11 protein-coding genes are annotated in these 11,857 nt (G+C 69.9%); 4 read left to right on the top strand and 7 right to left on the bottom strand.

The features are described from left to right. Window positions 1-37 precede the first annotated feature (37 nt). Window positions 38-1,066, top strand: coding sequence for an AraC family transcriptional regulator (locus tag ACFWMR_RS11765; protein WP_093933701.1), 1,029 nt, complete (start codon window positions 38-40; stop codon window positions 1,064-1,066). On the opposite strand, the gene ACFWMR_RS11760 is transcribed toward ACFWMR_RS11765, so the two are convergent. After that, entirely contained in the window at window positions 993-1,670 is a 678-nt protein-coding gene (locus tag ACFWMR_RS11760; RefSeq protein WP_093933700.1) for a TetR/AcrR family transcriptional regulator, read from the bottom strand. The genes ACFWMR_RS11765 and ACFWMR_RS11760 overlap by 74 nt on opposite strands. Beyond that, the gene (locus tag ACFWMR_RS11755) at window positions 1,667-2,182 is read right to left on the bottom strand and encodes an NUDIX domain-containing protein (RefSeq protein WP_378378336.1); all 516 of its coding nucleotides are present in this window, start codon (window positions 2,180-2,182) and stop codon (window positions 1,667-1,669) included. The genes ACFWMR_RS11760 and ACFWMR_RS11755 overlap by 4 nt, the downstream gene beginning before the upstream one ends. 198 nt (window positions 2,183-2,380) lie before the next feature. On the opposite strand from ACFWMR_RS11755, the gene ACFWMR_RS11750 reads away from it, so the two are divergent. Continuing rightward, window positions 2,381-2,659, top strand: coding sequence for a hypothetical protein (locus ACFWMR_RS11750; protein ID WP_093933699.1), 279 nt, complete (start codon window positions 2,381-2,383; stop codon window positions 2,657-2,659). Window positions 2,660-2,861: 202 nt separating this feature from the next. On the opposite strand, the gene ACFWMR_RS11745 is transcribed toward ACFWMR_RS11750, so the two are convergent. Both ACFWMR_RS11745 and ACFWMR_RS11740 read right to left on the bottom strand, forming a co-directional pair. Beyond that, the gene (locus tag ACFWMR_RS11745) at window positions 2,862-6,155 is read right to left on the bottom strand and encodes a glycosyltransferase (protein WP_378378335.1); all 3,294 of its coding nucleotides are present in this window, start codon (window positions 6,153-6,155) and stop codon (window positions 2,862-2,864) included. Window positions 6,156-6,301: 146 nt separating this feature from the next. After that, window positions 6,302-6,631 carry a WhiB family transcriptional regulator gene (locus ACFWMR_RS11740; protein WP_026466954.1) on the bottom strand — a complete coding sequence of 110 codons (330 nt, stop codon included), beginning with the start codon at window positions 6,629-6,631 and terminating at the stop codon, window positions 6,302-6,304. A gap of 225 nt (window positions 6,632-6,856) precedes the next feature. On the opposite strand from ACFWMR_RS11740, the gene ACFWMR_RS11735 reads away from it, so the two are divergent. After that, a complete protein-coding gene (locus ACFWMR_RS11735) occupies window positions 6,857-7,618 on the top strand; it encodes a site-2 protease family protein (RefSeq protein ID WP_093936646.1) in 762 nt (253 codons plus the stop codon). On the opposite strand, the gene ACFWMR_RS11730 is transcribed toward ACFWMR_RS11735, so the two are convergent. The 3 genes from ACFWMR_RS11730 to mshB are packed head-to-tail and all read right to left on the bottom strand — an operon-like array spanning window position 7,602 to window position 9,659. Further along, the gene (locus ACFWMR_RS11730) at window positions 7,602-8,408 is read right to left on the bottom strand and encodes a hypothetical protein (RefSeq protein WP_093936645.1); all 807 of its coding nucleotides are present in this window, start codon (window positions 8,406-8,408) and stop codon (window positions 7,602-7,604) included. The genes ACFWMR_RS11735 and ACFWMR_RS11730 overlap by 17 nt on opposite strands. After that, window positions 8,401-8,820 carry a hypothetical protein gene (locus ACFWMR_RS11725; RefSeq protein WP_378378334.1) on the bottom strand — a complete coding sequence of 140 codons (420 nt, stop codon included), beginning with the start codon at window positions 8,818-8,820 and terminating at the stop codon, window positions 8,401-8,403. The genes ACFWMR_RS11730 and ACFWMR_RS11725 overlap by 8 nt, the downstream gene beginning before the upstream one ends. Further along, on the bottom strand, window positions 8,817-9,659 hold the full coding sequence (gene mshB, locus ACFWMR_RS11720) for an N-acetyl-1-D-myo-inositol-2-amino-2-deoxy-alpha-D-glucopyranoside deacetylase (protein ID WP_378378333.1): 843 nt from the start codon (window positions 9,657-9,659) through the stop codon (window positions 8,817-8,819). The genes ACFWMR_RS11725 and mshB overlap by 4 nt, the downstream gene beginning before the upstream one ends. A gap of 157 nt (window positions 9,660-9,816) precedes the next feature. On the opposite strand from mshB, the gene ACFWMR_RS11715 reads away from it, so the two are divergent. After that, the gene (locus ACFWMR_RS11715; RefSeq protein WP_378378332.1) at window positions 9,817-11,598 is read left to right on the top strand and encodes an ABC transporter ATP-binding protein; all 1,782 of its coding nucleotides are present in this window, start codon (window positions 9,817-9,819) and stop codon (window positions 11,596-11,598) included. Window positions 11,599-11,857: the final 259 nt, after the last annotated feature.

Genomic DNA, 11,857 nt, shown 5'->3' with positions numbered 1-11,857 from the left:
TGCGCCGATCGTTGCCCGGGGATCCATAATCCCGGCCATGGAACTACCGCCGCCGGTGATCCGCGACTGGGACTACCCGCGCGGGACGGCGAGCATCGTGCTCATGGCCCGCTTCGCCGCCGAGAACGGCGTCGCGGGATTGGAGTCCTACGAGCACGCCCCGATCGACGGCCAGGTCGACGCGCGCCAGGAGCTGGCGGTGGTCCGGAGCCTGGTGCGCGGGCTCGGCGGCGGGGACGACGTCGCGCTGCGGCTGAGCAGGCGATACCGCGTCAGCGCCTTCGGCATCTTCGGCTTCGCGTGCATCAGCAGCCCGACGCTGGGCGACGCGATGCGGTTCGCCCTGCGGTACCTGGACCTGAGTTTCACGTTCTGCATCCCGCACGTGACCGTCGAAGCCGGGCGGCTCGCGCTGACCATGGACGACAGCCGCGTGCCGGGCGACGTCGCCCGTTTCCTGGTGCTACGCGACCTCGGCGCCATCCACACCGTCATGCGCGACATCCTGCCGGAAATCTCCCTGCGCTCGCTGGCTTTCCGGCACGACAAACCCTCCACTGTGGACGAATACGTGCGGACATTCGGGCTCGCGCCGTCGTTCTCGGCGTCGTCACAGGTCGCGACCCTGGATCCGCTGTTCCTCGACAAGCCCCTGCCGCAGGCCAACGATCAGACCGTCGCGGTCTGCGCCGCGCAATGCGATCTGCTGGTGTCGCGGAAACGCGAGCGATCCGGGATCGCCCAGCAGGTCCGGGAGCGGCTGGTGCGCCTCGGCGGGGTCGACGCCGGGATGGAGGAGGTCGCGCGGCGGCTCGCCCTCAGCCCGCGCACGCTGCGACGGCGGCTGTTCGAGGCCGGGACCGGCTACCGCGCGCTGCTGGACGAGGTCCGCCAGGCCCTCGCCGAGGAGATGCTGGACACCGGCGCGCTCAGCGTCGAGGACGTCGCGCTGCGGCTGGGCTACGCCGAGGCGTCGAGTTTCATCTACGCCTTCAAGCGCTGGAAGGGGATGACGCCGGCGGCTTACGCCCGGCGGAACGCGTTGCGAGCACGGCCGGGTAGGTGACCCGCAGCAGGTGCAGGATCGAATCGGTGAGGAAGACCCGCAGCTCGTCCCGGCCGAGCGTGCCGCGGACCAGCCATTCGCGTGACGCGGCGCGCAGCATCCCACCGTACGACCGGATCATCGCGCGGAGCTCTTCGCGACCCTCCGTGACGTCACTCATCAACGCGGCCGCGAGCACCCTGTCGGCGGCGATCTCGTCACCCTCCAACATGATCCGCTCGATGTCCGGGTCACGGCCGACGGCCTCCGGCCCGATCGCCGTCAGCCACGCCTGTTCGTTGCGCTCGACGACCTCGATCCAGTGCCGGACGCTGATGGCGAGCCGCTCCTCGGCGGTCGTGTCGGGGAGGTTCTCGATCACCGGCGCCGGGACGATCATCATCTGCCGGACGACTTCCAGGTACAGCTCGCGCTTGCCGCCGAAGTAGTGGTTGATCAGCGGCCTCGCCACCCCGGCCGCCTTCGCGATTTCCGAGGTCGAAACCGAGGCGTAGGTGCCCTCGCCGAACAGCCGCCGGGCCGCCGCCAGGATCTCGGCGCGCCGGGCCGCCGGTTCGAGGCGGCGCCGACCTGAGAGAACGGGTGTCTCCGGATCGGTGTTCACGGTCCGAGCGTAACTGTTTCAGTGTCGATCCCAGGCGGGCGACCTGACTCGCGGAACACCGTCTCGCCGCTGTGCACCGCGCGCAATGCGGCGCTGATCCGGTCATGGAGAGCCGGTTTCAACAGACGTTCGGCCTCGGCCAGTGAGTACAGCCCGACCGATTCGATCTCGGGATCGGTGGACTGGATGCCGTGCACTTCCCGTTCGGTGATCAAGCCGCCGTCGAAGACGAACGCCAATCCCTCCGGCATGACCCCTCGCGTGGGGATGTGGTCGATGACCAGTAACGCACCGAGGGTGCGGGTGATCCCCAGCTCTTCGTGGAGTTCGCGTGCCGCTGTCGCCCACGGAGCTTCCTCGGCCTCTACCGCGCCGCCTGGGATCTCCCATTCGGGTTTGTACGTGGTCTCCACCAGCACTATTCGCGACCGGTCGTCGCGGAGCAGCACTCCGGCAGCGGTGCGTTTCCGGTTGAGGGAGGCCGCGTACTCACCGAAGGGAAGGAGATCCACGATTTCGCAGGTTACCGCCCAGCCGACCCGGCTGTGGGGCTCAGCGAACGGGTGTCTCCGGATCGGTGTTCACGGTCCGAGCGTAACTGTTTCAGTCCGTCGCCTGCCGTTACTCATTCGGAACGACCCGCAGGTAACTCCGAGAGGCTTCGAACCGACGTTCGGGGCGGGGGGACCGGGTGCCATGGGTAGGGACGAATGACCAGTGCTGAACGCGATCCGGTTCGCCGCGTCGGGCGGTGGGTCAGTGTCCGGTTGCAGCATCGTGACGTCCGGATCCAAAGTGACACCGCGGAAGAGTCCGTCTCCTACGCGGGGATCGTCATCACCAGTTTCGAGAACGGGGTCGAGGTCGGCGAACGCTGGATCCCGCTCGGGGGCGATCCGTCGGAGGCCGACGACGAGCAGCTCATCCAGCAGTTGCGTGACGCGCTGATCTGGCAGGCGCGCCGCCCGCCCACGGCCGCGGGGGAGTGACTGTGCTCGGCCAGGGTTCCCAATGTCGCATTTGAGACGCTGAGCGACCCAAATGCGACATTGGGAACACCCCGGCAGAGACCGGAAGTCCCGAGCGCCACGCAAGGGACGCTCAACGTCTCTTGCGTGGCGCTCGGGGCAAGCAGCTCAAGTGAGGCAGGCGGCCAAGCGCACGCGTGGCGAAGGTCCCAAGCCGAAGCGCTCAGGAGAGCGAAGACCGCCGCCGCGTAGGCACAGCGGTCAGCAGCGTGAAAAGCACCGCGGCCACCTGAGCCAGCAGCAACAGGTTCCGCGTCGTCCCCTGGTGCTCCACCACCACCTCCGAAGGCGCGGGCGGCACCGAGACGGCCACCTGATGCCCCCAGGCCCGCACGATCGGCACGGCCTTCCCGTCGACGCTCGCCTGCCAGCCCGCCTCGAACTCCGCCGCCAGCACGAGCAGCCGCCCGGTCGGCCCCTCCGAGACACGCACCCGCACGTCCGGCAGCCCGGCCTGCACCGGCGCCACCCCGGGCGACGCCCCCGGCGCGCCTTTCCCGGTCACGGCCGCCTGCGAAAGTTCCGGAGAGATCAGCGCCACCTGCCCACCCGCGGGCAGCAAGCGGAGCACCGGCCGCCCGTCGGAGGTCGGCGCCGCCGGGCCGACCAGATCACGCGCGAGTTCGACGAAAGCGCCGCCATCGGCACCGCTGGGCAGCACGACGTACAGCGCCCCCGAAGCCAAAGCCGCCGCGAAGGCCTGCTTGACCGCGTCCGGCGAGCCCTGAAGCAGGTCCCGGCGCCACGAGGCCAGCCGATCGGCGCTGCCGGGCGTCGGCGCGAGTTCGTCGTCGCCGTAGAACGGCAACCGCCCGCCGGTCTGCCGCACCGGCTCGGCCGAAGAGCCCACCACCAGCACCGAGCGTCCGGTCGCGGCCAGTTCCGCCGAGATCTCCGGAGCCAGCGACGGACGCCCACCCGACCGCAGCGGGCCCTCCCGTCCGGCGACGACCGCTCCGGTCGCCAGCGCCAGCAGCACGAGCACCCCGGCCACGGCCGTGACCTTCGTCAGCCACGGCGCCGGATCCACTCCGCTCCCGCCGCGCTGCCAGGTCGCCAGCACCGTCCACAGCAGCCCGGCGCCGATCACCAGCAGCGGCACCCCGGCGTACCCGGTCGCGTGCGCGCCGCCCGACATCGGCGTCACCGCCACGAACCGCACCGCCACGAGCCCGAGCACACCCAGCACGACGACCGCGACCCCGCCGCCCGCGCCCTTCGTCGGCCGCACCACCAGCGCGACGATCGCGGCCGCGACCAGCGCCACCCCGATCGGCCAAGCGCCGGGACCGCCCGGATCCAGCCCGGCGAGATCGGCGCCGGACGCCGCAGTGGCACCACCTCCGAGCCCGTGCAGCAACAGTTCCGGATGCCGCAGCAGCACACTCGGCCACGGCAGCAGCAGCGCCAGCGGCAGGAAGACCACGATCCCGACCGACGCGATCCGCCGCGCGAGCCCGGTCGGCGAAGGCAGCACCACGAACCCGATCACCAGGCCGACCACGGCCAGCGCGTGCGCCAGCGGAGAGAAGGCGCCGATCAGCGCCAGCCCGATCGCGCTCAGCGCCGAAACGTGCAGCCACCGCGAGTCCGCGCGGACCAGCAGGCCCACGATGCCCGCGATCACCGGCGGAAGCAGCAGGTGCACGACGACGACGTCGAGCCGACCCTGCGCGACCGAAGCGGTGGCCGCCGGGAGCACGCCGTACCCCGCCGCGACGACGGCGCGAACCCAGCGACGCACGCGAAGCCGTCGAGTGGCCGCGTACGCGCTCAGGGCGGCGAGCGGGATGTCGCCGATCAGCAGGATCGCGACCAGCGTCGCGGGCCCGCCGATCGGGGCGAAGATCGCGCCGAGGGTGCCCAGCACCGGCAGCGTCGCGGGCGCGGGACTCGCCGTCCCGCCCGCGATCGCGTGCCACGGCGCGAGATACGACGCCCAGATCTCGCCGAGCCCGCCGACGGGCAGCAGCTTCCCGCCGAAGAGATCCAGCCCGAGCCGGGAACCGTTGACCGCGAAAGCGAGCGCCGTCAGGACGACGAGCATGATCACCGGCGGGGCGAACACGGTCGCGGCGAGCACCCGCTTCCGGTCGACCTCGACGAACACGAGTTCCGGCTCCGGCGGGCGTCCGCCGTCCCGCGGCACCGGCGAAGGTTTCGGCCCGCTCACGGCGGGTTTCTCGGGGACCGCGACAGCGACGACCGCGCTGGGCCGCCTCAGCCCCGTCCCCCGCGAGCCGACCCCGCGCATCGCCCCGGCGGGCAGCGCGCCGGGACCGACAGGACGATCTTGCCCGGCCTTCAACGCCTCCGGCGGGATCCAGGCCCCTTCCTGATCCGCGCCCTCCGGCACGGTCCCGAGGGCGAAGTCCCGTTCGACACCACGCCGGACGAGACCGACGACGCCGGCGCGGACCGCGTTGCGCACCCGCGTCAGCCGTCCGGTGAACAACCCGCGGACGTCACCCGGCCGGCCGGTCTCCCGGCGTTCGGCGCGAGCCGCGCGCAACCCGGCGTGACCGCGCAGCAGGTACCAGGTCGCCGCGAGTTCCGCGCCCGCCTCACCGGTGCGCCGCAGCAGCAGGAACGCGAGCGCCCGCAGCACCGCGAAGACCGGGATTCGAAAAAGTCCGAACCAAAAGGACAGTGGGGAGCAATTGACGAGGAACACCCGGAGCCCGTGCGCGCGGTTCGCCGTCGCGAGGGAAAGGGCGAGGGCGGCCGGATCCCGCTGCCCGGTGCTGAGCGCGCGGGCGTGCCGGAGCCGGGCCGACGGCACGGAGAGCACTCGCCCGCCCGCGGCGTTGGCGCGCCAGCCGAAGTCGAGATCCTCGCGCAGCAAGGGAAATCCGGGGTCGTAGCCGCCGAGGTCGTGCCAGACCTCCCGCCGCACCAGCGATCCCGCGCTCGGCACGGCCAGTACCGCGGTGTCGCTCTCCTCCGGCGAGATCTGCTGCCGGTGGCCGATGGCGTCGGTCGACAACCCGGCTTCGACGATGAGCCGCGGATCGCTCCAGTCCACCGCGAGCGGACCGAGCACCGTCGCCGCGGACTCGTTTTCCGCCGCTGCCAACAGGTTTTCGAGACAATCGGGTTCCGGCGCGCAGTCGTCGTGCAGCAGCCAGAGCCAGCCGCCGGGATCACCCCAGCGGTCGACGGCGTACTCGACGGCCTCAGCGACGGCGGCACCGAAGCCGACATCACTCGAAAGCGTGAGAATTCCGTCAAGGACCGGGGCTTCGCCGGCGACGCCTTCGGGAGCCGCCGCGTCGGCGAGGATCTTCGCCGTCCGGTCGGTGGATCCGGTGTCGACGGCCAGCACGTGTCGCGGCCGGACACCGCTGCGCCGCAGCGCGGAAAGCGCCAGTGGCAACCAGTTCTCGCCGTCGTGACAGACCACAATGGCCAGAACGGGGGCCGTGCGCGGCACAGGTGACGCGGCAGTGCGAGACAACGGGCACTCCAGAGGTGGCGGCGAAGTCGAGTGCCGCCACCCTACGACGCGACCCTGTCACCCGTTGGTGGCCCCACTGTATGGAACAGGACCGTGAGAACGGCTGGAAGCGATCTCCGGCGCACTGGGGGTGCCGGAGATCGCCGTCACACAGCTCGCTTTTTCAGTTTCCTACGCTCACGTTCGGAGAGCCCGCCCCAAATACCGAACCGCTCGTCATGCGCGAGGGCGTACTCGAGGCACTCGTCCTTGACCTCGCAACCGAGGCAGATCCGCTTGGCTTCACGGGTGGAGCCGCCCTTCTCGGGGAAGAACGCCTCCGGGTCCGTCTGCGCGCAGAGGGCCCGTTCCTGCCAGTCCTGCTCTTCCGCGGAGGCATCGTCGAAAAGCTCGGTGAGATCGCCCAGTTGCTGCTCCGGGACCTCACCCCAACCCACGACTTGCCCCCATTCCCTTCCATCTGCTTCCAACCGCACGTCCGCCTCCTCGCTGTCCACGCACTCCCCAGGCTGGCGGTGTTGAAACACCACTCGCCGCCCCCTTCCAGCGACGAATGACATCACTGTGATTACACCCGTGTAGTGCGGTCAGGTCAAGCGGAGTAGCGAGTTCGGGGGATACTCGGGCTCGATCGCGCAAGGGGACACGCCGAAGACTTCACATCGGGCATACGGAAGACTGGTGGGGTGCAGAGATCAGCAGTGCGGCCCAGTCCGATCTTCCTCGGCATCCTCGCGGTCACCGTCCTGGGCGGTGTCCTCGCGGCTTTCGGTGACGCGACCACGATTTACAGCCAGAAGTACGACCCGCTGATCATCACCGGCGTCGTCCTGCTCGTCGCGGGCGGCTGGGTCGCGTCCCTGACGCTGCACGAGTTCGGCCACGCGGTGGTGGCGTTCCGCGGCGGCGACCACAGTGTCGCCCACAAGGGTTACCTGTCCATGGACGTCCGGAAATACACGGATCCGGTGCTGTCCATCGTCCTGCCGTTGGTATTCCTCATCATCGGCGGCATCCCGCTGCCGGGTGGCGCGGTGTGGATCGAACACGGGCGCCTGCGCTCACGCGGTGTCCAGTCGTGGGTGTCGCTCGCCGGACCGCTGAGCAACCTCGGCGTCGGCGTCGCGCTGACGCTCGTCGTCGCGCTGGTGCCGATGACGAACGGGCTCGTGATCGGGCTCTCGTTCCTGGCCCTGCTTCAGATCGTCACGTTCCTCTTGAACATCCTGCCGATCCCCGGGCTCGACGGCTGGGGCGCGATCGAGCCGTACCTTTCGCCCGGGGCGCGGGAGTTCGGCGCGAAGGCCCGGCCGTGGGCGCCGCTCATCCTGTTCGCCATCCTGTTCGCCGTGCCGGGGGCCAGCCCGTTGCTCTGGGACGTGTCCTACGCGATCTTCGACACCGTCGGAGGATTCAAACTCGCCGCCATGTACGGACAGGACGCGTTCATGTTCTGGAAGTGAGCTCGCCCTCCGGGTGTGCGGTGAACCACTCGTGCGCCCGTTTCCAGACGCGTTTGAGGCCGGACCGCTCGCCGAGGTAGTCGCCTGCCATGCCGACCACCGGCAGTTTCCCGAGCGCCCGGTGGAAAAGCCTGCCGCGCGGCCGCTTCTCCAATTCCTCGACGATGCCCAGCAGCCCCCTGCCGAGCCGCCACAGCGTGCCCGCGGCGGCCTTCAGGGTGACCTTGCCGTGCTTCTTCTTCGCGTCTTCGAGTTCTTCGGTGAGCTTCGCCGCTTCGTCGTCTTCGGCGGCCTTGTCATGTTCGGCGTGTTTGCCCGCGGCCATCACCGGGTCGATGTCGCGTTCGAAGAGCACCCAAGCGATCAGCCGGACCCGGGCGCCGACGTCGGTCACGCCGTACTCCCCCGCGATCGCGCACAGCAGCACCCCTTGCGCGGCCGAGCCGAGCGCGTCCTGCACGGGCAGCCGGTCGGCGAGCGCGCCGCCGATCCCGGGGATCGCGGTGACCAGCGCGGTGACCCGGCCGACCCGGTTCACCCACCAATGGGTCCGCTGGTAGTTCGACATCTCCGCCCAGGCGGCGGTGCCGGGCACCTTGACCGAGGTGATCCCGTCGAGCAGCTTGTCCTTCAGCCCCGGCTCGACGTCGTCCAAGTCCTCGTGACGGCGTCCCCTGGCCTGGAGGCCGAACGGATCCGCGTCCCGCAGCGCGTCGACCATCGGCCCGCAGGCGCGGACGAACGGCCGCAGCACCGCCACGACCTGACGGTCCGAAATCGCTTCACCCACCGCTGTCTCCCTTCGCGGCTTTCGCCGCCATGCCGAGACCACCGCCCAGCGCCAGCGCTCCCGGCAAGGCCCCGCCGCCGATCAGCAGCAGCGCCCGCCAGTCCTGTATCAGCACCAGATCATTGCCGGGGCCGGTCACACCCATCCCCAGTACGACGAGTACCCAGACGAGCAGCGGAATCACCGAAAAGGAGGGCCGCACCACTTTCGCGGTCGTCCGCACCAGCAGCGGTGTCGTGATCACCGCGAGCACCACGGTCACCGGCATGGGGAAGTCACCGAGCTTCGGCAGCACGATCCCGTCGAGCCGGAGCGGCAGGAAGAACAGTTCGAGAAGCCCGAGCAAGAGCGCGTCGAAGCACAGCAGGACCAGCAGCAGACGCTGCCGCGAGGTGAGCGGCGGCGCGGTCACCTCGCGAGTCCCCCGAACAGATCGGCCCCGGCGCCCTCGGCCGGCCCGTGGGCGAGCACGAAGTACTCGTCCGTGGTGATCGGCTGCGCGACGTCGTTGCTCAGCGCGAAGTGGTCCGCGAGATGCGGCGGGGCGGGCACGCTGACCTGGGTCTCGTGCGCCCGCAGCGCGGCGGCCTTGGCCGGGATGTGCGCGCCGACGTCGAGGACGGTCGTGATGGTCTCGTCCGGCGTCACCGGCAGTTCGCCGTCGTCCGGGACCCGGAACGCCGAGCGTCCGCGCAGCGCGGCGAGCCCGGCCGTGACGGCGTCGCGGGAAGAAACAGTGTGGAAGACACGCTCGACCGACGCGGCCTTCGGCGCCGCGGCCATCGTGATCTCGTGCGCGCGGATGTGGTCGGGGTGCCCATAACCCCCGAAAGCGTCATAAGTGACGACGACCTGGGGGCGGACCTCGTCCAGGATCTCCGCGAGCTGGGCCGCCTGCTCGTCGGGGTCGCCGCCGGAGAACGCGCGCGGATGGGCCGCGGACGGCGTTCCGGCCATCCCGGAATCCCGCCAGCGGCCGATGCCGCCGAGATAACGGTGCCGGGTGACGCCCAGCGCGGCGCAGGCCGAAGCCAGCTCGCCCGCGCGGTAGCCGCCGAGCTGATCCGAGGCCCACGAACCGAGCCCATCCAGGGAGGGCGGGATGATCTCGCCCTCCTCACCGAGAGTGCACGTGACAACGGTCACGTCCGCCCCTTCGGACGTGTAGCGCGCGATGGTGCCACCGGTGGTGATGCTCTCGTCGTCCGGATGGGCGTGCACGAGGAGCAATTTGGGCCGATCGGAGATCACGGCTTGAAGACTAATTCGAACACGGCGCGCTTTCCTTTATAGGGTGTCGGGAACGGAAGGCCCGAGCACCGACCTTAGTCGGGCGACTCTCGGTTATCCTCGCGCGAGTCACGAGCATTGCGTCGTGACCATATGTACCCCCACGAAGGGCATCTTGGTGAGCACTGAAGCAGCATCGTCGGACCTCGGCGGCGTGTCGGGTTCGGTTCTGTCCATCTCCGACCTGAGCGTCTCGTTCCCGACCGACGACGGCGTGGTCGACGCGGTCAAGGGCATCGGATTCGACGTCAAGCCGGGTGAGATCGTCGCGGTGGTCGGCGAGTCCGGTTCCGGCAAGTCGGTGACCTCGATGTCGGTGCTCGGGCTGCTCCCGAAGACCAGCCGGATCGCCGGCGAGCTCCGCCTCGGCGACCGCAACCTGGCCGACCTCAAGGAGAAGGACCTCCAGAAGATCCGCGGCAACCAGGTCGCGATGATCTTCCAGGAGCCGATGACCGCGCTGAACCCGGTCTACACCGTCGGCTGGCAGCTGCGCGAGGCGCTTCGTTCGCACCAGGACATCTCGAAGGAAGCCGCCGACAAGCGCGCCATCGAGCTGCTGGAGATGGTCGGCATCCCGAACCCGCCGCTGCGCTTCAAGCAGTACCCGCACCAGCTCTCGGGCGGTCTGCGCCAGCGCGTCGTCATCGCGATGGCCATCTCGTGCGACCCGAAGGTGATCATCGCCGACGAGCCGACCACGGCGCTCGACGTCACCGTGCAGGCGGAGATCCTCGGCCTGCTGCGCAAGCTGCGCGACACCCTGAACACCGCGATCGTGCTGATCACGCACGACATGGGCGTCGTCGCCGACCTCGCCGACCGCGTGGTCGTCATGTACCAGGGCAACATCGTCGAAGAGGCGCCGGTGCGCGACCTGTTCGCTTCGCCTTCGCAGGAGTACACCCGCAAGCTGCTCGCCGCGGTGCCCGTGCTCGGCCAGCGCCCCGAAGGACGCCGCCTGCTCGACGACGAGGGCATCTCCGCCGACAGCGACGAAGCCACGAAGATCGCCGAGGAGATCCGGCTCGAAGACTCCGAGCTCGCGGCCGTCATCGAGGAGAGCGCGCCCGCGCTCGAGATCAAGAACCTCGTGCTGGAGTACCCGGGCCGCCGCGGCCAGGCGAAGAACCGCGCGGTGGACGACGTCTCGCTGAGCATCGCCAAGGGCGAGATCGTCGGCCTGGTCGGCGAATCCGGTTCCGGCAAGTCGACCGTCGGCCGCTGCGCGATCCGCCTGCTGACCCCGACCTCGGGCACCGTGTCGATCGCGGGCAAGGACATCACGAACATGTCGAACAAGGACCTGCGCCCGCTGCGCCGGTACTTCTCGATCGTATTCCAGGACCCGGCGTCCACACTGGACCCGAAGATGACCATCGGCGAGTCGATCGCCGAGCCGATGGTGCTGCACAAGTTCCTGTCGGGCAAGGCCCTGAACGAGCGCGTGGCGTCCCTTTTGGACAAGGTCGAGCTCGGCGGCCACTACCGCAACCGGTACCCGCACGAGCTGTCCGGCGGCCAGCGCCAGCGTGTCGCCATCGCGCGGGCGCTGTCGCTCGACCCGGCGCTGCTGATCGCGGACGAGCCCACCTCGGCGCTGGACGTGTCGGTGCAGGCCCGCGTGCTGGACCTGTTCCTGGACCTGCAGCGCTCGCTGCAGTTCGCCTGCCTGTTCATCAGCCACGACCTCGCCGTCGTCGACCTGCTGGCCGACCGCGTCGCGGTGATGCAGCACGGCAAGCTGGTCGAGGTCGGCACGCGTGACCAGGTGCTGCACTCGCCGAGCGAGGACTACACCCGTCGTCTGCTCTCGGCCGCTCCGGTCGCGGACCCGGTGCTGCAGGCCGAGCGGCGTGCGGCCTGGGAGGCGGGCAAGCTGGCCCCGGTGGCCGACTGACCCTCGGAAGTACATGAAGGCCCCCTTCACTGCGCCTAGCGCAAGGAAGGGGGCCTTCATGTACTTGGGGCGGCGTGTCGTATGCCGGGCTCGTAGCCGTGACTCGCGTGCTTGAAGCCGGATCACGCGTGCTTGAGCGCGGATCTCACGTGGTTGAAGGCGGATCACGGTGTGCGGCGCCTGGGCACGCGAGATCCGCCTTCAAACACGCGAGATCCGTCTCTGATCACGCGAGTTCGGCGCCTGAGCACGCCTACTC

Source organism: Amycolatopsis thailandensis, assembly GCF_042723255.1.
Taxonomy (GTDB): Bacteria; Actinomycetota; Actinomycetes; order Mycobacteriales; family Pseudonocardiaceae; genus Amycolatopsis; species Amycolatopsis thailandensis.
This window is presented reverse-complemented; position numbering and strand designations above follow the sequence as displayed.